This window comes from Bisbaumannia salifodinae (genome assembly GCF_055388505.1).
Genome location: NZ_AP043781.1, coordinates 3,179,889 through 3,202,662, shown reverse-complemented (window position 1 = coordinate 3,202,662; position 22,774 = coordinate 3,179,889). Strand labels below are relative to the sequence as shown.

The 22,774-nt window shown below is 66.1% G+C and carries 19 protein-coding genes; 14 read left to right on the top strand and 5 right to left on the bottom strand.

The genetic code is table 11. The features are described from left to right. Positions 1-49: 49 nt before the first annotated feature. Positions 50-256, bottom strand: a complete 207-nt coding sequence (locus ACZ5EF_RS14970; RefSeq protein WP_346061816.1) for a PA3496 family putative envelope integrity protein — start codon at positions 254-256, stop codon at positions 50-52. Between the two features lie 140 nt (positions 257-396). Then, positions 397-828, bottom strand: coding sequence for a PAS domain S-box protein (locus ACZ5EF_RS14965; RefSeq protein ID WP_346061817.1), 432 nt, complete (start codon positions 826-828; stop codon positions 397-399). Between the two features lie 251 nt (positions 829-1,079). Between ACZ5EF_RS14965 and ACZ5EF_RS14960 the strand changes: the two genes are divergently transcribed. From ACZ5EF_RS14960 to ACZ5EF_RS14925, 8 genes are all read left to right on the top strand, one after another. Then, positions 1,080-1,349, top strand: coding sequence for an Rdx family protein (locus tag ACZ5EF_RS14960; protein ID WP_346061818.1), 270 nt, complete (start codon positions 1,080-1,082; stop codon positions 1,347-1,349). A gap of 25 nt (positions 1,350-1,374) precedes the next feature. Next, a complete protein-coding gene (locus tag ACZ5EF_RS14955; protein ID WP_346061819.1) occupies positions 1,375-2,256 on the top strand; it encodes a DMT family transporter in 882 nt (293 codons plus the stop codon). Positions 2,257-2,441: 185 nt separating this feature from the next. Further along, a complete protein-coding gene (wecB, locus tag ACZ5EF_RS14950) occupies positions 2,442-3,581 on the top strand; it encodes a non-hydrolyzing UDP-N-acetylglucosamine 2-epimerase (RefSeq protein WP_346061820.1) in 1,140 nt (379 codons plus the stop codon). After that, on the top strand, positions 3,578-4,420 hold the full coding sequence (locus tag ACZ5EF_RS14945) for a hypothetical protein (protein ID WP_346061821.1): 843 nt from the start codon (positions 3,578-3,580) through the stop codon (positions 4,418-4,420). Before wecB ends, ACZ5EF_RS14945 begins: the two co-directional genes overlap by 4 nt. A gap of 2 nt (positions 4,421-4,422) precedes the next feature. Beyond that, a complete protein-coding gene (locus tag ACZ5EF_RS14940) occupies positions 4,423-5,364 on the top strand; it encodes a hypothetical protein (RefSeq protein ID WP_346061822.1) in 942 nt (313 codons plus the stop codon). Further along, positions 5,351-6,604, top strand: a complete 1,254-nt coding sequence (locus ACZ5EF_RS14935) for a glycosyltransferase family 2 protein (RefSeq protein WP_346061823.1) — start codon at positions 5,351-5,353, stop codon at positions 6,602-6,604. Before ACZ5EF_RS14940 ends, ACZ5EF_RS14935 begins: the two co-directional genes overlap by 14 nt. A 2-nt stretch (positions 6,605-6,606) precedes the next feature. Then, positions 6,607-8,451: a hypothetical protein gene (locus tag ACZ5EF_RS14930; protein WP_346061824.1), complete on the top strand. Its 1,845-nt coding sequence runs from the start codon at positions 6,607-6,609 to the stop codon at positions 8,449-8,451. Then, positions 8,448-9,623, top strand: coding sequence for a hypothetical protein (locus ACZ5EF_RS14925; protein ID WP_346061825.1), 1,176 nt, complete (start codon positions 8,448-8,450; stop codon positions 9,621-9,623). Before ACZ5EF_RS14930 ends, ACZ5EF_RS14925 begins: the two co-directional genes overlap by 4 nt. 28 nt (positions 9,624-9,651) lie before the next feature. Here the strand turns inward: ACZ5EF_RS14925 and ACZ5EF_RS14920 are convergent, their stop codons facing one another. Continuing rightward, positions 9,652-10,497, bottom strand: a complete 846-nt coding sequence (locus ACZ5EF_RS14920) for an alpha-amylase family protein (RefSeq protein ID WP_346061826.1) — start codon at positions 10,495-10,497, stop codon at positions 9,652-9,654. Continuing rightward, positions 10,494-10,766 (bottom strand): hypothetical protein, encoded by a 273-nt coding sequence (locus ACZ5EF_RS14915; RefSeq protein WP_346061827.1) that lies wholly within the window; start codon positions 10,764-10,766, stop codon positions 10,494-10,496. Before ACZ5EF_RS14915 ends, ACZ5EF_RS14920 begins: the two co-directional genes overlap by 4 nt. A 495-nt stretch (positions 10,767-11,261) precedes the next feature. On the opposite strand from ACZ5EF_RS14915, the gene ACZ5EF_RS14910 reads away from it, so the two are divergent. The 6 genes from ACZ5EF_RS14910 (at position 11,262) to ACZ5EF_RS14885 (ending at position 20,734) form a co-directional block, all read left to right on the top strand. Next, positions 11,262-13,082 (top strand): TolC family outer membrane protein, encoded by a 1,821-nt coding sequence (locus tag ACZ5EF_RS14910; RefSeq protein WP_346061828.1) that lies wholly within the window; start codon positions 11,262-11,264, stop codon positions 13,080-13,082. Between the two features lie 81 nt (positions 13,083-13,163). Then, positions 13,164-15,332 (top strand): type I secretion system permease/ATPase, encoded by a 2,169-nt coding sequence (locus tag ACZ5EF_RS14905; RefSeq protein ID WP_346061829.1) that lies wholly within the window; start codon positions 13,164-13,166, stop codon positions 15,330-15,332. Next, positions 15,329-16,768, top strand: a complete 1,440-nt coding sequence (locus tag ACZ5EF_RS14900; RefSeq protein ID WP_346061830.1) for an HlyD family type I secretion periplasmic adaptor subunit — start codon at positions 15,329-15,331, stop codon at positions 16,766-16,768. The genes ACZ5EF_RS14905 and ACZ5EF_RS14900 overlap by 4 nt, the downstream gene beginning before the upstream one ends. A gap of 4 nt (positions 16,769-16,772) precedes the next feature. Continuing rightward, the gene (locus ACZ5EF_RS14895) at positions 16,773-17,387 is read left to right on the top strand and encodes a response regulator transcription factor (protein ID WP_346061831.1); all 615 of its coding nucleotides are present in this window, start codon (positions 16,773-16,775) and stop codon (positions 17,385-17,387) included. Positions 17,388-17,532: 145 nt separating this feature from the next. Beyond that, positions 17,533-20,340 carry a retention module-containing protein gene (locus ACZ5EF_RS14890; RefSeq protein ID WP_346061832.1) on the top strand — a complete coding sequence of 936 codons (2,808 nt, stop codon included), beginning with the start codon at positions 17,533-17,535 and terminating at the stop codon, positions 20,338-20,340. A 73-nt stretch (positions 20,341-20,413) separates the two neighbouring features. Beyond that, positions 20,414-20,734 carry a tryptophan synthase subunit beta like protein gene (locus tag ACZ5EF_RS14885; RefSeq protein ID WP_346061833.1) on the top strand — a complete coding sequence of 107 codons (321 nt, stop codon included), beginning with the start codon at positions 20,414-20,416 and terminating at the stop codon, positions 20,732-20,734. A gap of 77 nt (positions 20,735-20,811) precedes the next feature. On the opposite strand, the gene ACZ5EF_RS14880 is transcribed toward ACZ5EF_RS14885, so the two are convergent. Next, complete coding sequence (locus ACZ5EF_RS14880) at positions 20,812-22,719, bottom strand: EAL domain-containing protein (RefSeq protein ID WP_346061834.1); 1,908 nt, start codon at positions 22,717-22,719, stop codon at positions 20,812-20,814. Between the last annotated feature and the right edge of the window lie 55 nt (positions 22,720-22,774).

Below are 22,774 nucleotides of genomic sequence, written 5' to 3'. Positions count from 1 at the left end.
GGCTGCCTCGGAGGGACAAGGGCCCGGCCGAGGCAGGCGATGCGGCGTTTTACTCCTCTTCCTCGTCGTAGAGCCAGTCATCCTCGATGGCGCGGCGCAGGCGACGCTCCTCCAGCAGGCTCTCCACCCGGCGGCGGGCGCGCAGGGTGTCAGCGCGGCTGCTGCGCGGGCTGCGTCCGAAGTTATCGTCGTTAACGGCGTCGAGGAAATCTTGCTCGTCGGCGAGGGAGTCGTCGACTCGGTACTCTTGGCTCATGCGATGCCCTCCCATGACCCGGTGGCCATAGCGCCCGGAGCGGAGCCGGACGGTTCCAACGCCTCCTTGGGCGCCTGACTCGCCTTATAGCGTCAACTGGCCCGGGAGGGCAAGAGGGGAGTGATAACTTTAGGTAGGACTTATTTCCCGAGTTCCGCCTTGAGCCGCTCCAGCTCCTGCTGCGCCTCGACTCGCTCGGTCACGTTCTTCTGCACGCCAATATAGTAGGTGAGCTGGTCGTCCTCGTCGTAGACGGGGGTAATCGACAGCTCGTTCCAGAACAGGGTGCCGTCCTTGCGGTAGTTGCGCAGTACCTCGCGGCAGGGGTGGCCGTCGGCCAGCGCCTGGCGGATCTTGTCCAGGGCGGGCTGGTCCCGGTCATCGTTCTGCAGGAAGCGGCAATCCTGGTAGAGGATCTCGTCGGCGCTGTAGCCGGTGAGGCGCTCGAAGCCCTGGTTGACGTAGATCAGGATGGTCTCGTCACCTTCCTGCTCGGCCACCACGATGCCGTCCTCCGAGGCATCCACGATGCGTTCCAGCAGTTCCGGGCTGATCATGTGCGGTCGTTTCATCCGGGGAGCTTCCTTATGGGGACCCATGAATCACCGGGTCGGCCGGTGTCTGGGTATCATGGCCAGGCGAATCACGCTTTGCAACGCCGACGCTCCGGCCGGTGCCTGACGCCATCTCGGGGAGTCGCCGGTGAGCCACTCATCGAGGCGTGGCTGGCCGAACTCTGCCATGGGGATCTCCGCTGGCGTGCCATGGGCTCGCCCCCGGCGGGGCTGCTATGATGCCCGCTCGCATAGCGGGAGGACTCGAGATGGCACGAATTAGAATTCACTATTGTACGCAATGTCAGTGGCTGCTGCGCAGCGCCTGGCTGGCCCAGGAGCTGCTTTCCACCTTCGGCGAGGCCCTGGAGGAGGTGGCCCTGGTGCCCTCCCACGGCGGCTATTTCGAGATCTTCTACGACGACGCCTCGCTCTGGGAGCGCAAGCGGGACGGCGGCTTCCCCGACAGCAAGGAGCTCAAGCGGCGGGTGCGCGATCGCCTCGACCCCGACCGCGACCTGGGCCATATCGACCGCTGATGCATCCGCAGGGAAGGAGACCCTTATGACACAGGATCGTCAGGCCATGCTCTTTGGCCTCGGGGCGGTGGCCCTCTGGTCCACGGTGGCCACCGCCTTCAAGGTGGCGCTCGGCGAGATGTCGCCGCTGGAGCTGATCTGGCTGGCGGTGGGGGTCTCCTGGCTGGTGCTGGGGGCCCTGATGCTGCGCCAGGGCCTCTGGCGATCATCGATTCGCCACGGTTGGCGTACCGCCGCCTGGGCCGGGCTGATGAACCCGGTGGCCTACTACCTGGTGCTGTTCGCCGCCTACGACCGCCTGCCCGGCCAGGAGGCCATGGCCCTCAACTACACCTGGGCGCTGACCATGGCCTTCCTGGCGGTGCCGATCCTCGGCCAGCGGCTGACCCGCACCGACCTGTTGGCGGGACTGATCGCCTACGCCGGAGTCTGGGTGATCGCCACCCGGGGCGCCGTCCTGCGGGTCGATTTCGCCGACGCCTGGGGGGTGGGGCTAGCGCTGGCCTCGACCCTGCTGTGGGCCCTCTACTGGCTGCTCAATGCCCGGGATGGCCGTCCCGCCCTGGTGGCCCAGTGGCAGAACTTCAGCGTGGCGCTGCCGGTGCTGACCCTGATCCTGTGGTGGGGGCCCGGCTTCGCCGGCTTCAGCGGCGTGGGCCTGGCCGCCGGCGTCTATGTGGGGCTCTTCGAGATGGGCATCGCCTTCGTGCTCTGGCAGCTGGCGGTGCGCAAGGTGTCGCGCACCGCCAAGGTATCGCTGCTGATCTTCCTCTCGCCGCCGGTGTCGCTGCTGCTGCTCTACTTCATCGTCGGCGAGCCCATCCTGCCCTCCACCCTGGCGGGGCTGGTGCTGATCCTCGCCGGCCTGGGACTGCAGCAGTGGCAGAAGGCGCCGCGGCAGGAGTGAGGTACCGCCAGCAATAGAGGCGTGATCGGCGTTGGCTGTTTCAATCTGAAACAAAACAATCGTCCGTTGGCCCGAACTCTAGACCAGACTGGATCAAGGTAAGCCGCCCTCGCCTCTCCTGGGAATCAGGGGCGTGCGGGGGCAGGCAAGGATCCAAGGATGATGGGATAGGGGAGGGACTCCCGATGATCATGTTCTGTGCGGGGACGCGTCCGGAGATCATCAAGCTGGCGCCCTTGGTAGCGGAGTGCCGGGCGGCACTTGGTGAGTCATCGGCACTACTGGTCGATACCGGACAGCATGCGCCCGAGGTGCTCGACCCCCTGTTGAGCTTCTTCGGCCTGAGCGCCGAGGTTCGTTTCAACGTCCGCCAGGGCGACGACGCCCTGGCGTCTCTTAACGCACGGCTTCTCCAGGCCCTCGGCGATATCATCCGCGAGCGTGCTCCCCAGGCAGTCATCGTCCAGGGCGATACGGCATCCGCCCTGCAGGGGGCCATGGCGGCCTTTCTCTCGGGCGTTCCCGTGGGACATGTGGAGGCCGGACTGCGTAGTGGCAATCCGTGGCAGCCCTTCCCCGAGGAGATGAATCGCAGCGTGATCGGCCGGATGAGCCGGTGGCACTTTGCTCCCACGCTCCGTGCCGCTCGGGCCTTGCGTGCCGAGGTCGTCCCTGGCGAGGTACATGTCACGGGCAACACCATCGTCGATGCGGTCGAGGTGGCCAGGGAGCGAATGAGTGGCGCGGCTCATTCCCTGCTGAGCGAGTCGAGTCGCGGGATGGCACAAATGCTGCGAGCGCATCGCGGCCTCCTGGTGACGATGCATCGCCGCGAGAACTGGCGCACTGGCGTCGTGTCGGTGGCCGAGGCGGTGAAGGCCCGGCTAGCGGCGTGCCCGGAACTGGCCTGTGTCTGGGTGCTGCATCCTAATCCGAGGGTGGCGGATCGGGTCCGCGAGATACTGGGTTCTTTGCCTGCGGGACAGGCCGCCCGGCTGCGCCTGGTGGCGCCGCTGCCCTATCCCGACATGCTCTATCTGATGCAGGCCTGCGAGCTGTTGCTCACCGACTCGGGGGGGATCCAGGAGGAGGCCGTCTGCCTGGGCCTGCCGACCCTGGTGGCCCGGGACGAGACCGAGCGTCCGGAAGTGATCGAGTCGGGGTGGGGGCGCCTGGTTGGCACCCACAGGGATCGGGTCGTGGCTGCGCTGGAGGAGGGAGGCTGGCGCGGGGAGACGCTGGAGGGGAGCAATCCATTGGGCGATGGCAGCGCCGCTGGGCGTATCCTCGACCTGATCGTGCAGGGCCTGGGGAGGCCGTCATGACGCGGTCGGCAGCCACCGCCGGGGAGGCGTCTCAGGGCCCATCCTACCGCCAGGGGTTTCGGCGGCACCTCTATAGCCGCCTGATCTGGCCGTTGTTGGCGCTGGGGATCACCGGGACCATCGGCGCCCTGCTGGTGCGGCCCGATCTCAAGGGGGTCTGGGTCATCGTCACCCTCTTGACCGCCATCGGGGCCTTCCTGCCCCTGCAGTATGCCATTGCGCTGGGCGCCCTGGCCTTCGCGACGGTCGTTCCCCTGCTGTTGACCCAGCAGTCGCTCAGCGTGCTGAGTGGCGAAGTGTTCCTGGTCTTTGCGTTGTTGCCCTTCGCTCCGGTTTGGCTCTCCGCCGCCCGGGCCCAGCAGTTGGCGGCGACACGCCTGAACATGATGCTGAGCATTCCTCGGGTCAGGGCCGTACTCGATGTCTCGGATTGGAGCCTGTTACCCCGGCCACGGGGCATCGACCGGCGCCTGCGCGAGATGGCCAAGGCAGGAGCGGTGCCCACGCCCGCGCTGCTGTTTCGCCTCGACTTTCTCGATATGCGTAGGGTGAGTGAGCTGTTGGGGCGGGCCCCGGTACAGCAGGCGATATTCGACTTCGCCGGGGAGCTGCACTCGCTGTTGAGGGCCGGTGACATGCTCACCGAGGACATCGAGGGGCAGGGCGCCATGTATCTTCTGGCCTTCCATGACCCCGACGTGCCCGATTGGGCGCGAGCCCTCGTCAGGCGCCTCGAACCGGTGCTGGCCAGATCCGAGTTCGCCGTGCGCCTGCGGTATGCGCGAGTGCCCGAGGATGGCACTCGCTTGTGGGCGATGCAGTGGCATGAAGTCGACTGACCATGGTAACCATCCTGCTCTGCTCCATGCTGTTCCAGGCCGAGTATCCACCGGCCAAGGCACTGCTGTCGCTTTACCATGAGCAGGTGCGCTGTGCCCCCGAGCAGGCCTCGGTTCGGCAACCCGCCGTCGAGCCGGCGCAGCGACTCAACGACTACTTTATCGTCGACCGTGGGGTCTGGCCGGTGGTGGACGGGCAGGCCGGTGATGTCGAGGCCGTCGTTCGGGAGTATGTGTCATGGGGGGTGAATCCTGGGGTACTGCTGGGCGATCTCCTCGACGTGTCGCGAGATGCCGACCGGCGTCGGTGGCTGCGTGATGCCGTTAGCGCCGGTGGCATCCCGGTGGCCAGGCTGGATCCTGTCGAGGCCCAGGCGCAGCCCGAGCTGCTGATGGCCTGGTGCGCTCTGGGCCTCTGTCCGCAAGTCTTCTATCTGCCTGAGGGGGTTTCTCCGCTTCTCGACGGCATGTTGCCTGCCACCTACCTGAGTGCCCCCCACTTCTCCGGGCAGCCGGCCTGGCCATTGCCCCAGCAGGTGCTGGAGATCGGGGGGCGGCATGTCATCCCCCTGCTGGCGTCGGGGGACGCGGTGCGGGGGCGGGTGGTTCAACTGTCGCCGGTGAGTCACGGCCCGCTGGAGGAGATCGAGTTGCTGCCCCTGAGCTGGCGCCTCCATGGCCTGGAGTACCGTCTCGATGCGTCAGGCGAGCTCGAGACCGACTGGCCGGGCAGGGTCATGCTGGCGTTCTACGGTGTGTCGCTGTGGTTCTGGCCTTTCGTCAGTCAGCAGACCTTTCATGTCATCTACTGGCTGAGCGTCGACTTCGCCTGGATCAGCCTGGTGGTGATCCTGCTTAACGTGTTCTGGGCCGTCTCGGTGTTGATGAAACGCCGTGAGATGAAGCGCCGGTTGGGACCAGGGAGGGAGCATGAATCTCGGTGATGCCATGCTGGTGACGGCCCTGTGGGGCATCTGGACGATGCTGGCCTATTGGGTATTCCTGAGTGTCGGGGCCTCACGATACTACTTCTCCAGTAACGAAGAGGTCGTTCGTCTCGCGCGGTGGGAGGGGCACCTTCCCTTCGTGAGTGTCATGGTGCCGGCGCATAACGAGGCGTTGGTCATCGAGCGTACCGTGCGCGCCCTGTGTGGCCAGGATTACCCGGTTGATCGCTATGAGGTGATCGTGGTGAACGATGGTTCCAGCGATGGTACCGGGGACATCGTGGCGGAGCTGTGCGAGGAGTTTCCCCAGCTACGCTGCTACGACGTGCCGATAGGCGAGGGCGGCAAGGGGAAGTCGCGCACCCTCAATGTGGGGCTTGTCCAGGCCCGTGGCGAGTTGATCTCGGTCTTCGATGCCGACAACACCCCCGAGCCCACCTGCCTCTGGCTGCTGGTGGCGACCCTGGAGAACGACCCCAGGCTGGTGGCCGTCAACGCCAAGGTGCGGACGCGTAACCGCGATGCGACCTGGCTGACCCGCTTTATCAACCTGGAGTTCATCTATTTCCAGTGGCTCTTCCAGGGCGGGCGCTGGGCCTGGTTCGGCCTGTCGATGCTGATGGGCACCGGTTACGTGATTCGTCGGGATGCCATCGACGTCCTGGGTGGGTTCGATGAGACCTCGCTGGTGGATGATACCGAGATGAGCCTGCGCATCTTCCGTGGCGATCAGCGCATTCGCTGGGTGCCCTATGCGGTGACCTGGGAGCAGGAACCCGAGACCTTTCGCGCCTGGTTGCGCCAGCGCATTCGCTGGACCCAGGGCAACCTGTCGGTGATCTGGAAGTACTTGCCGCATGCCGTCAACCACCCTTATCCACTGGGGCTGGAGATACTGACCTTCCTCTTCAACTATGTGATCTTCGTGCCGGCCCTGGTCACCAGTCACCTGACCTTTCTGCTATCGATACTGGGGGTGGTGACGGTGGATATCCCCGGGCCCTATCTCTATATGTGGATCCTCGCGGTGGTGATTTTTACCCTGCATATGTCGTTCGCCGCCTTGAGCGAGGACCGCCGCTGGTCCGACGCGGACTATTCGCTCCTCTGCTATTTCACCTATGCCCAGCTGTTCATTCTGGTCCTGTTCTCGGCGGCCTATCAGAACCTGATGGGGCGCCTGTTCAGGAAGAAGCTGCATTGGGCCAAGACGGCCCGCACGGAAGAGGGGGAGTGACGGTGCCAAGGATTCGCGTGACCTGGTGGCTGATAATGGCCTGGATGCTCTCGGCCCCGCCGGTGCTGGGGGCGGCCTGGCCCCTGGCCGATATCGATGTCGAGGAGGCGGCGACGCAGATCAGCCGCTATGTGTATGTTCCCGAGGGGCAGCGCTTCGGCGCGGTGAGCCTGAACGCCACGCTGCTGGGTCAGGGGGGAGAGCATCGGCTGATGGTACGCCTCGACGGCGATATCGTGCATCTGGTCGAGCCGCATGGCCGCCAGACGATCCGGGCGGCGCTGCCGGACCTGACGCCGGGGTTTCATCGTCTCGACTTCCTGGGCTGGCCGGCACGCTACATGGCCGATGAGTCTCTTCAGGAGAGGTGTCCGATGCCACTCTCCCGGCCTTTTCAGTTGCGTGAGCTGTCGCTCGATTACCGCCCCCGGTCAACCGGGGAGGTGGCACTTAAACACTTGCCCGACGGGCTGTTCAACCGTGGTCACCCCGGCGGGGCCCTGGGGCACCTGACGATCGAGGCGGGCGACGAGGACGCCTATACGGCGGCCGCACGGCTGGTGAGCTGGCTGGACCGCCAGGCCGACCTGAGATGGGAAACCGGAACGCGGCCGGGTGAGGTGGACTTCGTCATTGATATCCGCCATGACGCCGCCCTGGCGCCGCCGGCCCGGGTCGCCTTGATACCGGCGCGCTGGGAGGGCGAGGCGCCCCGACCGGCGACCCTGGAAATTCGCTATCGCCAGGTTCGGGCCTTGCACGCGGCGGTGCTGGCCCTGCTGGATGTCACCCAGCGGGACCAGTTGCTCGATGCTCATGCCGATTTCGACGTCGAGCGCCGCGAGCCGGTGTGGGCCAGGCTGCGCGAGCCGCGCACGCTGGCCGAGCTGGGGCTCGAGGATATTCGCCTGGCCAGCACCGGGCAGGCGACCTACCTGCTGGACTATCCCCCCCACTGGCAGCCGACCGGCGTGCCTCGTGGACAGTTGCTACTCCGCGGACAGGCGGGCCTTCCCCAGGGGGCGCATCTCAACCTCTGGATGGAGGGGGCGCTGAGTGGTTCGCAGCCGTTGCACGAGCTGGCCAGTCACAATATCGAGCGCACCCTCCCCCTGGCCGGAGTCGCGGTTCCCGAGCGGCCCCGGCTGACGCTGGAGCTGGCGGCCGAGCTGGAGGTGACGCGCCACTGTTACCTGCCCCTGCAGGGAGACCTGTGGATCGATGCCGAGGAGAGCGAGGTGGGCTTCGAGTATGTGCCCAAGGCCGGCCTGATGGCCCTCATCCCGCGATTGATCGCCGCCCCCAGCGTTCGTTTGCCGGAAGATCACGCCGAAGCGGGGATGCAGCTGCTGACCGCCTTGATGCGTGCCCACCGGCAAGCGGCCACGCCGGATCCGGTGCCGTATCGAGTGCGACTCGCGGGCGACGGGCGGGACGACATGGGCGAGGCGCCCAGTGTCGAGATTCGGGTGGAGCCCGCCATGGCTGATAGGCTGCAGGCGCGCTTCCCCGAGCGGTTGCAGCCCGGGTTCGCCGAGGGAGCACTATGGTGGCGCGCCGATGAGCAGGGACGTGGCCTGATTACCGCGGCCTCGCCCGAGGTGCTGCGGCGTGGCGCCGCGGTGCTGCCGGAACACTGGTGGCGCATCCCGGATGGGACACGAGAGGCCCTGCTGCATGCCCAGGATGGCACCCTGGTGGTGCTGGCGCACCGCCCGACGCCGGTCGCGGCCCCCTCGCGGGCGCTCTCCCGTGATCAGCTGCACTGGGGGCTGATCGCCGTGGCGACGCTCTTCGCGCTGATCGTCCTGTGGCTTGTCTGGTGGCGCCGGAGGCAGGGCGCATGAGGGCTTGGCTGATGAGGCGGGCGCCCTGGGTGCTGGTGATGGGGCTGCTCACCTCGCCGGCTGCGGCGGAGGCGCCGGAGGTGGAGCGGCTGCTCAATCGCTATTATGACGCCCAGCGACAGGGCGACCCGGACGAGGTGGTCGTGAGCCTCGAGGCGATCCTGGCCATCGAGCCGACGCATGCCACCGCCTGGCGTGCCCTGGGCTACCATCATCAGTCCCAGGGGCGACATACCGCCGCCGCCGAGGCCTTCCTGGCGGCGGCCGGCGAGCCGCCACAACATGAGATGCTGATGGCGGCCGGTTATGCCTATCAGGCCGATGGCCGAGAGGCGGCGGCCACGCGGACCTTCCGTCAGGCCGCCGAGGGGGCGGTTACCTCGGCGGCCTATGCGCAGGCCTGCCAGGCCCGAGTCTATACGGCGGCCCTGATGCACCGGCGGTTGCCGTCGCCCTGGGGGCTCTCGGTCTACAGCGATACCCTCTATGCCTCGCGCTTCGATAATACCGTGACCGAGAATCGTGTGCGCCTCAGGCGTTACCTCGACGCGGAGCGGCGGAGCGCGGTCTATGGCATGTTGACGTATCAGGACGATTGGAAATCCCGGGTGGTCGATGGCATTCCCGAGATCTACAGCGACAACTATGTCGGTATCGGGGGCGGGGCCGAGTGGTGGCCCCACCCCGCCGTCAGGCTCTATGGGGAGCTGAGCTATGACCGCGACCTGCTGGCACGGGATGGTGAGCGACGCACGGGCATCGATAGCCGGGTCGGCCTGGACGCCTTTCAGGCCTGGGGCGCCCCGCGACGCTGTTCTCTGCATGGGGAGTGGCCGCTGGCACCCTATGGCCAGGCCTATGCTTCCATACAGTATCCCAGCCGTTACGAGAACCTGCTGGGGCAGCTTACCCTCTGGCAGGGCTGGCGCTTGTATCGCCACCGGATGAGCGAGGTCTCGGTCTATGCCAAGGTCAACCTGCTGTGGGACAGCGAGGGGCTCTACTACAACAATGTCATCGAGGCGGGGCCGGGCCTCTCCTGGCAGCCCTCCCTCGCCTGGCCCGTGGAGATTCGCCTGGAGCGACTCTTCGGTCGCTACCTGAGAGGCGAGCATGATGAAGACGGCTATGCAACGACGCAGCTACAACTGGTCGTCAGCTTCGATATCTAGTCGCCTGTCGCCGCCAGCGCCGAGCCGTCTAGAAAAGCCAGGGCGCCAGCAGGCGCAGGGCCAGCACCTGGTGGGTTCGCAAGTGGCGGGCCGAGAAGGCGTAAACCTCGAGTCCCCGGTAGCTGCGCAACTGGTCAATCAACTGGCTGAGACTGGCAGGGCCAAGGTGGCCGTCGCGGCGCAGCTGAAAGGCCTCCATCACCATGATCAGGCGTGAAGGGCCCAATACCTCGGCCAGCGCGTCGGCGCGGGCGCGTGCCTGAGCCGGTGTCTGTCGGCCGACGCCGACGCCGTCCTGATAAAGCAGGATCGCGTCCTCGGGCAGCCAGGAGGCGACCCAGCTCGCATAGCCCCGGGGCGTCATCTCATAACCGCCATAGCTGCTGACATAGCGGGGGCGGGGCAAGGTGTCGAGGTAGGCCCGGTAGGCATCGGCATCCCGCCAGTCCGGGCTGAATTCGATGGGCGCATACCACCCCGCCACCGGGAAAGCGACGTCTTCGACCAGCATTGCCCCCTGTTGACCGAGGCGCTGCCAGTGCCGCCGGGCGTCATCGAGGTGCATGCGCGAGGCCAGGCCGAGAATGATCCGCGAGGCCCAGGGCTCGCGTCCCAGGGCTTCCCAGTCCGGTAACCTCGGTTGTGGCGCGAACTGGCTCGAAGGCAGCCAGGCCAGGTTATCGTTGAGTGACCACTGGACCAGCAGGCTATCGGCGCCTAGCAGGTGCCACTGGCCTTGGGGGCGGGGATAGTCATTGGTCGGCTGCCAGATGATACCGTCCAGCAACGAGGGCGCGGGCCGCGACGCCAGGATCACCACGCCGATGGCCAGTGCCAGCAGCAGGAGCAGACCAGTCTTGGCGAGGCGCTTCATTGGTCGCCGCCGTTCGGCGGGGTTGCCGGCCAGGCATCGGCTAGCAGCGGTTTCCGGGCCGGCCAGACGTTATCGAGGATGACCGGCCGGGTCTCGGCGTAGGGGCGGATGCCATCGGCCTGCATCAGGCCGTTGTCCAATACCAGCAGTAGGAGGGGAGCGTGGGCACTGATCACGCCTGCCAGCCACAGGCCCAGCGACCGCCGGGGGCGGCCGGCATCGCAGACTGGCCTCTTGTCGCGCCAGCCGGTCGGGAATTCCTTGACCATGTCGTACTCCTCGTCTAGCGCTCGATGCTCCCTTTCCCCGATTTTACACGACGATGCCCTCGGCAAGGTGGACGGCAGTGGCGAGCGTCACCGGCCATCGAGATTCTCCTGCGTGGCCGGCCTGGGACTGCAGCAGTGGCAGAAGGCGCCCTGAATTAAAGCTCCCCGCAAGACCGCCGATAGATAGCGTAAGCAAAGGTAACCCAAGATTGCTCTCAGTCACCGCCTTGGCGGGAAGGGGACAATATCAGCCACTTCCCGGATAGCACCTGGAGTGCGGCGGTGGCCGCATCCTGGCGTAGCAATAGCGGCTATATCAGGGTTATAGGGTTTTCTAATAATAACGATACTGTTACATTTTGTGACGCCTTGTTGACCTGTCGCCTCGCCTACTAGGGGCTGGTGGCGTTGTCGGCAAGGAACTCAACCAAAAAAATACAAGGACGTGTCACCGCCCGCCTCGGTGGTACGTCGAGACGACAGGGAGAACTCTCGATGACGCTGCCTTCCGGCCTGCGCCCTACTTTCGCTATGCGCCTATCCCCCCTGGCCCATGCCACCGCATTGGCATCCAGTTGCCTGGTGCTGGGTGGACTCTCCTCCGTGGCCTGGGCCCAGGCCAGTAGCGAGCAACTGCGCGAGGTGGCCCAGCAGGCCCTGACCAGCAATCCCCAGGTCCAGTCGGCCTACCACGGTTTCCTGGGCGCCGAGCATCGGGTGGACGTGGCCCGCGGCGGCTACCTGCCGAGTCTCGACGTGACCGCGGGCATCGGCCAGGAGAGCCGCGAGGGCGACGGCCGCGGCAGCTTCGACTCGGATTTCGCCGAGATCTCGCTGACCCAGATGATCTATGACGGCTTCGCCACCCGCAGCGAGGTGGAGCGGCTCGACCGCGCCAAACTGGTGCGCTACTACGAGCTGCTCGGTACCAGCGAAGAGGTCACCCTGGAGGTGACCCGGGCCTATCAGGACGTGCGCCGCTACCGGGAACTGGTGGAGCTGGCCCGGGACAACTACGCCAAGCACCTGGAGGTCTTCGAGCAGATCGAGCAGCGGGTGCTGGCCGGCGCCGGGCGTCGCGTCGACCTGGAGCAGATCAGCGGCCGCCTGGCCCTGGCCGAGTCCAACCTGATTACCGAGGCCTCCAACCTGCACGACGTCAGCGCCCGCTATCAGCGCCTGGTGGGTGCCCTGCCCGCCGACGCCCTGGCACCGGCTCCCTCCTTCGAGGCGGAACTGCCGGCCTCCGTCAGCGAGGCGGTGCAACTGGCCTACGAGGGCAACCCCGGCTTCCATGCGGCCATCGAGAATATCGCCGCGGCCCGCGCCGAGCGCGACGGCACCCGCTCGGCCTTCCAGCCGCGCCTCGATTTCCGCGCCACCGCCGGTACCAACAACCTCGACGATGTGGCCGGGCGCCGCGACAGCCAGACCGTGGAGTTGGTGGCCAGCATGAACCTCTACCGGGGCGGCAGCGACCTGGCCAGCTTCCGCCGCGCCAGCGACCTGGTGGAGCAGGCGAGCAGCCAGCGCGACCTGGAGTGCACCAATGTGCGCCAGACCACCCAGATCGCCTATAACGATACCCGTCGCCTGCGCGAGCAGTTGAATCACCTCAATCAGCATCGCCAGTCCATCGACCGGGTGCGCGGCGCCTACCAGCAGCAGTTCGATATCGGTCAGCGTACCCTGCTCGACGTGCTGGACAGCGAGAACGAGTACTTCGAGGCCAGCCGCGCCTACGTCAATGCGCAGTACGACGTGGCCATCGCCGATGCTCGCACCCTGGCCGCCATGGGTCGCCTGATGCCGACCCTGGGGCTGATGAGCGAGCAGATCCCGACCCTGGCCGAGCTCTCCAGCGAGGGCGTCAGCCTCGACCCGCAGAGCCTCTGCCCGGTGCGGGCGCCCACCGCCCAGACCCTGGACGACCTGATCGGCGATATCTCGGTCTCCGTGGAGCCCTATGCCCCGGATATCACCCTGAGCGCCGACGCCCTCTTCGCCATCAATAGCGCCGAGCTAAGCCCCATGGCTCAGGAAGAGCTGGCCCGCTTGGCGACTCAGCTTCGCGAGCGCAGCGATATCGGCCGTATCCGCATCGACGGTCATACCGACAGCAGCGGTGGCGATGCCATCAACCAGCCGCTGTCCCAGGCGCGCGCCGAGAGCGTCGCCGATTTCCTGATCTCCCGGGGCGTCTCCGCCGAGCTGATCGAGAGCCGTGGCCATGGTGCCAGCCGTCCCGTGGCCGGCAACGACACTCCCGCGGGGCGTAGCCAGAATCGTCGCGTCGAGATTACCCTCGCCGAGTGATGAAGCGTTGCCCCGGTCCCGTCCGATGACAGCGACGGTGCCGGGGCGGCTACCCCCAGTCAGCGTTAGGGAAGCTGCATAGTGACCACGGATGCGAAGGAAGCGGTGGCGGCGCCCCGGGCGCCCGCCCAGGACGATCTGCTGGGCTGCCTGCAGATCATCGCCAGGGCCCATGATCACGACACCAGCGAGTCGGCGCTGGTGGCCGGTCTGCCCCTGGAGGAGGGCAAGCTGACGCCGGGGGTGCTGCCCCGGGCCGCCACCCGGGCGGGCCTGTCGGCGCGCCATGCGCGAGCCTCTTTATCGCAGATCAATGCCGACCTGCTGCCGGCGATCCTGCTACTGGAGCCCGGCCGCGCCTGCGTGCTGGTGGCGCTGGATGTCGCGGCGGGGGAGGCCGAGGTGCTCTACCCGGAGCTGGGCGATGCCAGCGTGCGCCTGACGCTTGCGGGGCTCGAGTCGCGCTACGCGGGGCAGTTGATCTATGTGCGCCCCAAGTTTCGCTTCGATGGCCGGGGTCGCGGGGCCAGGCGTGAAGCGAAGGGCCACTGGTTCTGGAGCGTGATCGCCGAGAATCGCCGCCTCTACCGGGACGTGATCCTCGGCTCGGTGATGATCAACCTCTTCGCCGTGGCCATGCCGCTGTTCGTGATGAACGTCTATGACCGCGTCGTGCCCAACCAGGCCACCGAGACCCTCTGGGTGCTCTCCGTGGGCATCTTCCTGGTGCTCTGCCTCGACCTGGTGATGAAACTGCTGCGGGCGGCCTTCGTCGACCTGGCCGCCAGTCGTGCCGACGTCAAGCTCTCGGCGAGCCTGATGCAGCGGGTACTGGGCATGCGCCTGGAGGGGCGGCCGGCCTCCACCGGCTCCTTCGCTTCGACCCTGCAATCCTTCGAGTCGGTACGCGGCTTTATCGGCTCGGCCACGGTGGTGGGGCTGGTCGATCTGCCCTTCGTGCTGCTGTTCGTGGCGATCATCGCGGTGATCGGCGTGCCGCTGGTGATTCCTATCGTGGTGGGGATCGTCTTCGTGCTGCTCTATGCCCTGGCGGCCCAGAGCAAGTTGCACGAGCTTTCCGAGACCACCTGGCGGGTCAGCGCCCAGCGCAATGCCTCCCTGGTGGAGTCCCTGGGCAGCCTGGAGACGGTCAAGACGCTGCGCGCCGAGAGCCGCCTGCAGGCCATCTGGGAGAAGGCCACTGCCTACCTGTCGCGGACCTCCGCGCAGCTCAGGCTGATCAGTACCTCGGTCTCCAGCGTGGCGCTCTGGGCCCAGCACACCGTGGCGGTGGCGGTGATCATCATCGGCGTCTATCTGATCATCGCCGGCGACCTCTCCCAGGGCGGGCTGATCGCCGCCTACCTGCTCTCGTCCCGGGCCATGGCGCCGGTCAGCCAGGCCGCGGCCCTGCTGGCGCAGTATCACCAGTCCTCCACGGCGCTGGCGTCACTGGACGAGGTGATGAAGACGCCGGTGGAGCGTCCCGAGGAGAAGGCCTTCGTCTCGCGTCCGGTGGTGCAGGGGGCCCTGGAGGCGAAGCGGGTCAGCCTGCGCTACCCGGACGAGGAGCGCGAGGCGCTGCACGACCTGTCGCTATCGATTCGCCCGGGCGAGAAGGTCGCCCTGCTGGGGCGGGTCGGCTCCGGCAAGTCGACCCTCAACAAGCTGTTGCTGGGGCTCTACCAGCCCACCGCCGGTGCGCTGTCCCTGGATGGGGTCGATATTCGCCAGTTCGACCCCCTCGAGCTGCGTCGGCATATTGGTTACGTGCCTCAGGACGTGGATCTGTTCTTCGGCTCCCTGCGCGAGAATATCGTCGCCGGTGGCGGCAGCGAGGGGGTGGATGACGAGGCCCTGCTCAAGGCCTGCGAGATCAGCGGCCTGGCAGCGCTGGTCAACAGCCATCCCCAGGGCGTCGACCTGCCGGTGGGCGAGCACGGGCAGCGCCTCTCCGGCGGCCAGCGCCAGGCGGTGGCCATCGCCCGGGCCCTGGTCAACGACCCCCAGGTACTGCTGCTGGATGAGCCCACCAGCGCCATGGATCACGCCAGCGAGGAGGCCTTCAAGAAGCGCCTCGCCGAGTACGCCGAGGCCAAGACCCTGGTGGTGGTGACCCACCGTACCTCGCTGCTGGCGCTGGTGGAGCGTATCGTGGTGATCGACGCCGGCAAGGTGGTGGCCGACGGGCCCAAGGAGAAGGTCATGGCCGCCCTGCGCAGTGGCCAGATCGGGAGGGCCGGCGCATGACCGAGCGTCAGGACCCATCCGCCGAACAGCAGGGCTTCGAGGCCATCGGGCGCTTGTCCCGGCGGGGCGGCAGGCCGATGCGCCCGCTGATCGATCGCCTCTTCGCCCGGGGCGTCTCCTCCCTGAATCTTAATCGCGACTGGGCCAGTGATGCCGACTGGGCGCGCCTGCAGCAGGAGCCGATGCGCGCCCGGGGGCTCCTCTACGCGGTCTTCCTGTCGCTGATCCTGCTCGGCGCCTGGGCCTATTTCGCCCAGCTCGACGAGGTGGCCCGGGGCGCCGGCCGGGTGATTCCCTCCTCGCAGCTGCAGAAGGTGCAGTCCTTCGACGGAGGCGTGGTGCAGGAGATCCTGGTGCGCGAGGGCGAACGGGTCGAGGAGGGGCAACTGCTGATGCGCATCGACCCCACTCGTTTCGTCGCCAATTTCCGCGAGAATCGCGCCCAGGCGCTCGCCCTGCAGGCGCGTATCGCCCGACTTCAGGCCCTGGTCAGTGGCGGTGCCTTTATGCCGGGAGCGGAGCTGCTGGCCGAGGCGCCGAGTCTCGTCGATCGCGAGCGGGAGCTCTATGAGAGTCGCCGGGAGGAGCTGCGCGAGGCCCAGGGGATCGCTCGCGAGCGCCTCGAGCAGCGCCGGGAAGAGCTGAATGAAGCCCAGTCGCGGTTGGATACGGCGAATCGAGAACTCGGTATGGCCAGCCGTGAGCTGAACCTGACCCGTCCGCTGCTGGAGGCGGGGGCCGTCTCCGAGGTGGAGGTACTGCGCCTCGAGCGGGAGGTCTCCCGGGTCAGCGGCGAGCGCAACCAGGCCCGCTCCCAGGTGGCCAGGCTGGAGGCGGCGGTGGAGGAGGCCGAGGCGCAGCTGCGCGAGGTAGCGCTGGAGAAGCGCGGCGAGTGGCGGGATCGACTGGCCTCCGCCAGTGGCGAACTCTCGGCCCTGGATGAGTCGAGCACCGGCCTGCAGGACCGGGTGCGCCTGGCGGAGATTCGCTCCCCGGTGAATGGCGTCGTGCAGCGGCTGCATATCAATACCCTGGGGGGCGTGGCCCAGCCCGGCCAGGACGTGGTGGAGATCGTCCCCGAGGACGAGCTGTTGCTGGTGGAGGCACGGATCGCGCCCCAGGATATCGCCTTCCTGCGCCCGGGCCAGCCGGCCACCATCAAGCTGACGGCCTACGATTTCGCCATCTATGGCGGCCTCGAGGCGGAGCTCGAGCATATCAGTGCCGACACCATCACCGACGATAACGACAACACCTTCTACCTGGTGCGGGTGCGTGCCCTGGAGGAGAGCCTGGCCGGCTTCGGCCGCCGCGACCTGGCGATCATTCCCGGCATGACCGCCCAGGTGGATGTGATCACCGGCAAGCGCAGCGTGCTGGAATACCTGCTAAAACCCATCTTGCGTGGCGCTGGCAACGCCCTATCCGAAAGGTAAGCACATGGAAAAGACGCTTTTCGTGGTTCGTGGGGAAGAGACGCTACCGCGCTGGCAGGCCGCCTTCCCGGAAGGCGAGCGCTGCACGGCGGAGCAAGCCCAATCGTGCGTCCAGCGTGGGTGCCTCGTCTGGGTGTCTGAGCGTGTCGAGGCCTGGCCGACGCTGGTGCGGCGGTGGAGCCAGCGGGGGGCGGTAATCGTGGTGCTCTCCTACCGGCCCCATCAGGCCCAGGGGCTCGAGGCCCTGGAGGCCGGTGCCAGGGGTTATGTGCATGCCCTGGCCAATATCGAGGTGCTGCGCCAGGTGGCTACCGTGGTCATCCACCAGGGGCTCTGGGTGGGTCCCGAGCTGCTCTCCCGGGTCGTCGGCTCCGGCTTTCGCGCCCTGGGCGGCGCGCCCTGGGCGAATCAGGAATGGCTCGAGCGGCTGACCGAGCGGGAGCACGCGGTGGCCCTGGCCGTGGCGGATGGGCAGAGCAACAAGGAAGTGGCCCGGCGTCTCGAGATCAGCGACCGCACCGTCAAGTCCCACCTCAGCGCCATCTTCCGCAAGCTCGAGGTGCGCGACCGCATGCAACTGGTGCTGCGCCTCTCCCAATCGGAGACCGTCGACTCCTGACGGCCCCTCTATCGTAGCGATGGCTATCTAGGCCATCGGTACGATAGGTTTCCCCCTCCGCTTTGCATAGCATCCTTTATCAGTAATAAAAGGATCGTTTCGCTTTGTCAGGAACGGTCAAGGCTTACGCAAAGGGAAATTCGTTATGGCAATGCCTACCATTCTGTCGATCACCGGTCAGGCCTGGGCGCGGGATGCCGATGGCAACCTGAGGGAGCTGAGCGTCGGCGACACCCTGCGAGACGGCGAGGTGCTGGTCACCTCCGATAACGGCAGCGTGCAACTCGACTTCAACGACGGCCTGGCCCCCCTGGATATCGGTGGTGGCCAGGAAATTGCCATGACCCCCGAGGTGGATGCCGAGACCCCGCCGGATGTGGAGGCCAGTAGCGTCCAGGACGCCGATCTGGACGCCCTGCTCGCCGCCCTGGACGAAGGCGAAGGGGACCTGCTCGAGCTGCTGGATGCCACCGCCGCGGGTGGCGGTGGTGGCGGCGGCGCCGAGGCTGGGCACAGCTTCGTGCGCCTGGCGCGGGTGGCCGAGGATACCCCGGAAGCCGAGCTGGCCTTCGATACGGCCCTGGCCGATGACGAGACTGTGGAATTCACCACTGCCGAAGCCGCGGTTCTGGATGAGGAAGCTCCCGAGCCGGAGCCGGAACCCGAGCCGGAGCCGGAGCCCGAACCCGAGCCCGAGCCGGAGCCTGAGCCCGAACCCGAGCCGGAGCCCGAACCGGAGCCCGAACCCGAGCCCGAACCGGAGCCCGAACCGGAACCCGAGCCCGAGCCCGAACCCGAGCCCGAACCCGAGCCGGAACCCGAGCCCGAGCCCGAGCCCGAGCCGGAGCCGGAGCCGGAGCCGGAACCCGAACCCGAGCCGGAGCCCGAACCCGAACCCGAACCCGAACCCGAGCCGGAACCCGAGCCGGAGCCCGAGCCCGAACCCGAGCCCGAACCCGAGCCGGAGCCCGAACCGGAGCCCGAGCCGGAACCCGAGCCGGAGCCGGAGCCGGAGCCCGAGCCCGATACACAGTCACCGAGTGTCGCTGTGGCGCTACAAGGTGCCGGTGAGGATGGCGTCTATAACCAGGAGGAGATCGGCGAGGACGGCACCGTCACCGCCAAGGTTACCCTGGAGGCAGGTACCCAGGTGGGCGATATCCTGGTGGTCAGCGATGGTAACGGTAGCGGGGTGTTCAGCGGCGAAGTCTCCCAGGCGATGCTCGATGACGGCTTGAGTGTCGAGGTGGCGGTGAGCGCGGACGACACCCGGGTCGGCGTCAGTGCCACGGTGACCGATGCCGCCGGCAATAGTGACAGCGCCGATGACAGCAAGGGCATCGACACCGACGCCAGCGCCACCATCGGCATCGACACCATCGCCGGTGACGACGTGATCAACGGCGAGGAAGCCGAAGGCGACATCACCATCACCGGCAGCGTGGGCGGCGACGCCGGCGAAGGCGACAGCGTCACCCTGAGCGTGGGCGGCAACCAGTACACCGGTGAAGTGGACGAAGACGGCAACTACGCCATCGAGGTGCCGGGCAGCGTGCTGGCCGACCACGACAGCATCAGCGCCGAGGTCAGCGGCGAGGATGCGGCCGGCAACCCCTATGGCGCCGAGGCCGAGCGCGACTACGATGTGGATGCCTCCGCGCCCACCGTCGATGTGGCCCTGGGCAATGAGCAGGCAACGCTGGTCGAAGGTGAAACGACGTCGATCGCTATCGACTTCAGCGAGTTGGCTTATGACGTGAGCGAGGGTGGGCCGCTGACCGCCGAGCAGGTGGGCGACTTGCTGGAGCTGGATGGCCTGGAACTGGTGGGGGAGCTAGTTCAGGATGCCGCCGACCCGACGCTTTGGACCGGTACCGTGGTCGCCACCGGCGAGCCCGGGGAAGACGCCACTGCCAGCATCGCCGGCGCCAGCTATGCCGATGCCGGGGGCAACCTCGGTAGTGGTGATAGCGACGACTTGCTGGTAGCCACTTCCGATAACTTCGAGCCACCGACTATCGACGCTATCATCGCCGGGGTCGCCGCCCATACCAGCGGTAATGGTGGTGGTAATGGAAATACCGGCACCTACGCCAATAATGGCCAAGGAGGTCGCCTGAAAGGTGATGCCATGGCGGGTAGTGGTTCCACCGTCGGTGTGCCGAAGGACTCGGATGGCTACTATGGCGTCGATCATAACGGTAACGGAAAGAAAGATAATCCCGATATGATCGATGGTAACGAGGCGCTACTGATTCAGACGGCACAGCCCCTGGAAAGCATGACCTTTGCGATCAAGGGGGATCTGAGCGGGGCGACCTACTCGCTCTTCGATAGCGACGGTAATCGTATCGGCGACCCGGCAGAGATTGTGGTCACGGATGGCCGTGTGGAGATCACCAGTGACGAGGCCTTTAGTTATATCGCTTTCGATGGTAATTCCAGCGGTGACTCGGAATTCTCCGTCAAGCCTACTGGCTATGTGATCGAGTCAGGTGAGCAGTTCATTCAAGGTGCGAATAGTGATGACACTCTGACTGGTGATGATGGCGACGATATCCTGATCGGCGGTGGCGGGGACGATATCCTGATCGGTGGTGAGGGAGACGATGTCTTCCAATGGCAACTGGGCGATGAGGGGGAGAGCGATGCTCCCGCCGTCGACGTGGTCAGGGACTTCGCCGATGATGACGATGTACTCGATGTTGCCGACTTGCTCCAGGATGAAGAGTCAACAGTGGATCTCGGTAGCTATGTCGTGGCCGAAGAGGATGGCGCGGATACCGTGCTTTATCTGAACTCCCAGGGCAGCCTGGGGGGCGACAAGGAGAATGCCGATCAGGTGATTCGCCTGGAAGGAAAAGCCTTCAGTGACTTCGGGGCAACGCCGGGAGATGGCGAGGACCTGATTGCCAAGATGATCGCCAGTGGCCAATTAAATATCGATCAATGATATACTCGATATTGCCTATTACCTAAGGTTTCCGCCCGGTTATGCCGGGCGGTTTTTTTATGGAGTGAAAGCCATGTACGTCAAACGTGATGAAGATGGTGCCATTATCAAGGTCAGTAAGGTCCAGGACGAGGAGTGTCAGGAGCTTGTGGCTAGTGGCGACATGGCGTTAAGTGAGTTTCTTGGCGTCGCTGGTGAGCACGATGAACTGACGCGTTCGGATCTCGACTTCGTGCGCGTACTGGAAGACGTGATTCACCTGTTGATGGACAAGGGGGTGATTCGCTTTACCGACTTGCCGGATGCGGCTCGTGACAAGCTGGTCACGCGCCAGAGTCTGCGGCGGCGCATCAATGATATCGGGTTGATGGGGGAGGAGGATGATGTGATCTGACATCCTCCTCCATGCGGCTGGAGTAGTGGCATATCGGATGTGCTCGCTGATGCTCGCGTATCCGACTTGCGGCTTGGTTAGTCGGCCAGGCGTACGCCGGGACCGGTAGCTCCATCCAGGCCAAGGTCGATGGCCGTTTGCCACTCGGCGTCGCTGGCGACACCCTCGGCGATCGCCAGGATGCCCAGGGAGTGGCAAAGCGTCGCCATGCCGCGCAGGATGGTCTGTCGTTGCGGGCTCGCCTCGATGCCCTGAATCAGGCTGCGGTCGAACTTCAGGTAGGAGAGGCCGCTGTCCTGCAGGTCGCCGAGGCGGGTAAATTCGCTGCCCACATGCTCCAGGCCGATTCGGCAGCCCAGGGGATACAGCTCACGGCACAGATGGCGGAAGCGCTCCAGGTCGCGCAGGGCGGCGGATTCCGGTAGTTCAACCCACAGCAGTTTAGCTTCCTCGGGGTGCGCCTTGAGCAAGGCAGTAAGTTGGCTCAGGAAGCGCGCATCGCGAATCGAGGCGGGCGAGAGGTTGATCCCCAGGGGGCCTTGCTCCCTGGTAATCGTAGCGATAGCTGCCTTGGTCACGGCCAGGTCGAGTAGGGTCGAGAGATCCAGACGCGATACCCAGGGCATAAAGGTGCCCGCCGCTCGCCACTCTCCCTTTAGATAGAGACGCGAAGGGCTTTCCCGGTGCATAAGCCCCCCCTCGGCATCGAGTACCGGGAAGTTGGCCAGGCGTGGGCCTTGGGCGATGGCCTGCTCCAGGGCGTGACGCCAGTCGGCACGGTTGGTGTAGAGCAGATCGCCGCGCGGCGTTTCCACCCATTGCTGGCCCAGGTCTCCCTGGGTTTCGGCGGCGGCCAGGGCGCCATCCAGGCCGGTCATCAGCTCGCCGATGGTGTCTTCCGGCGCATAGTGGCAGAGGGCCGATGGCAGTCCCAGCCTCATCGAGGCCTCGCCGAGTCGCAGGGCGTCCAGCTCGGCAGAGAGCGCCTCGGCCACCTGATCAGGATCCTCGCTACCGGGGACCAGCAGGGCAAAATCGCCGCCATTCAGGCGGCCCACGACACCGCCTCCCTGGGCTAGGGCGATCCTGTGAAGGCCCTGACTCAGGCTCTTGAGCAGCTCATTGGTATGCGCCCGGCCCAGGGCCTGATTGACCTCGGTCAGTTGCGCCAGGCGTACCAGAGCCAGGCTGCCGTTGGCACGCTCATCGTCGCTTTCGAGATGAGTACTTAACTGGGTCATAAAGGCATCGCGGCTCAGGGCGCCGGTCGCTTCGTCCTGCTGCAGCCGGCGGCGCAGCCTGTCGAGCTTCTCACTCTCGGTATGCAGCATCTGGCCCACGGAGGCGGAGAGCCGGTTCATGGCCTGAACCACCTGGCGTAGCTCGCGTGTGCGGGGCTCGGGGCTGGTGGTGAAACGCCGTGCGCCGATATCTCGCGCCTGGGCGATCACGGCCTCCAGTGGGCGGCGAATGGTCCGCACGATCCACCCGGCGAGCAGCAGGCCGACCAGGGCGGCGAGGCCGAACCAGGCGATCAGTCGGGCGGCGCCTTGCCAGAGGGAGTGGTAGGCGAAGCTATGGTGGCTCTGCAGCGTCAGGGTGCCGTATTGCTGCCAGCCGTTCTGGATCACCGCCTGACTCGGTGGTACATCGAAACGTACCAGGTCGACGAACCAGTCGGGCACGCTAGCGATGCGGCCATCGGCCTCGCGCCGGGCGATCAGCTCGCCGTCGGGGGCGTGCAGCTCGATCAACTGATAATGGCCGGTATCGAACTGGGCGGCCATCAGCAGTTCGATAATGACCGGGTCCTTGTCCAGTTGACTCATCGACAGCGCCAGGGCATTGACGTTGTCGCTATTCTTGACTCGAATCTCCTGCTCGGTGTAACTCCTGAGCGCCGTGAGCCCGACCGCCAGGCTGCCCCCCAGGGTCAGGATCAGGATGGCGATCACGGTAAACCAAAGTTGTTTTATCAATGACATGGTGGCCACTCCCTGGCGGGGCTCCGCGGTGAGTCAACGGCGGTTAGTGTCATGG

What these genes read in the sequence shown, in the direction of transcription:
- ACZ5EF_RS14970 (WP_346061816.1), bottom strand. Translation starts at nt 256, where the DNA reads ATGAGCCAAGAGTACCGAGTCGACGACTCCCTCGCCGACGAGCAAGAT.
- ACZ5EF_RS14965 (WP_346061817.1), bottom strand. Translation starts at nt 828, where the DNA reads ATGAAACGACCGCACATGATCAGCCCGGAACTGCTGGAACGCATCGTG.
- ACZ5EF_RS14960 (WP_346061818.1), top strand. Translation starts at nt 1,080, where the DNA reads ATGGCACGAATTAGAATTCACTATTGTACGCAATGTCAGTGGCTGCTG.
- ACZ5EF_RS14955 (WP_346061819.1), top strand. Translation starts at nt 1,375, where the DNA reads ATGACACAGGATCGTCAGGCCATGCTCTTTGGCCTCGGGGCGGTGGCC.
- wecB (WP_346061820.1), top strand. Translation starts at nt 2,442, where the DNA reads ATGATCATGTTCTGTGCGGGGACGCGTCCGGAGATCATCAAGCTGGCG.
- ACZ5EF_RS14945 (WP_346061821.1), top strand. Translation starts at nt 3,578, where the DNA reads ATGACGCGGTCGGCAGCCACCGCCGGGGAGGCGTCTCAGGGCCCATCC.
- ACZ5EF_RS14940 (WP_346061822.1), top strand. Translation starts at nt 4,423, where the DNA reads ATGGTAACCATCCTGCTCTGCTCCATGCTGTTCCAGGCCGAGTATCCA.
- ACZ5EF_RS14935 (WP_346061823.1), top strand. Translation starts at nt 5,351, where the DNA reads ATGAATCTCGGTGATGCCATGCTGGTGACGGCCCTGTGGGGCATCTGG.
- ACZ5EF_RS14925 (WP_346061825.1), top strand. Translation starts at nt 8,448, where the DNA reads ATGAGGGCTTGGCTGATGAGGCGGGCGCCCTGGGTGCTGGTGATGGGG.
- ACZ5EF_RS14920 (WP_346061826.1), bottom strand. Translation starts at nt 10,497, where the DNA reads ATGAAGCGCCTCGCCAAGACTGGTCTGCTCCTGCTGCTGGCACTGGCC.
- ACZ5EF_RS14915 (WP_346061827.1), bottom strand. Translation starts at nt 10,766, where the DNA reads ATGGTCAAGGAATTCCCGACCGGCTGGCGCGACAAGAGGCCAGTCTGC.
- ACZ5EF_RS14910 (WP_346061828.1), top strand. Translation starts at nt 11,262, where the DNA reads ATGACGCTGCCTTCCGGCCTGCGCCCTACTTTCGCTATGCGCCTATCC.
- ACZ5EF_RS14900 (WP_346061830.1), top strand. Translation starts at nt 15,329, where the DNA reads ATGACCGAGCGTCAGGACCCATCCGCCGAACAGCAGGGCTTCGAGGCC.
- ACZ5EF_RS14895 (WP_346061831.1), top strand. Translation starts at nt 16,773, where the DNA reads ATGGAAAAGACGCTTTTCGTGGTTCGTGGGGAAGAGACGCTACCGCGC.
- ACZ5EF_RS14890 (WP_346061832.1), top strand. Translation starts at nt 17,533, where the DNA reads ATGGCAATGCCTACCATTCTGTCGATCACCGGTCAGGCCTGGGCGCGG.
- ACZ5EF_RS14885 (WP_346061833.1), top strand. Translation starts at nt 20,414, where the DNA reads ATGTACGTCAAACGTGATGAAGATGGTGCCATTATCAAGGTCAGTAAG.
- ACZ5EF_RS14880 (WP_346061834.1), bottom strand. Translation starts at nt 22,719, where the DNA reads ATGTCATTGATAAAACAACTTTGGTTTACCGTGATCGCCATCCTGATC.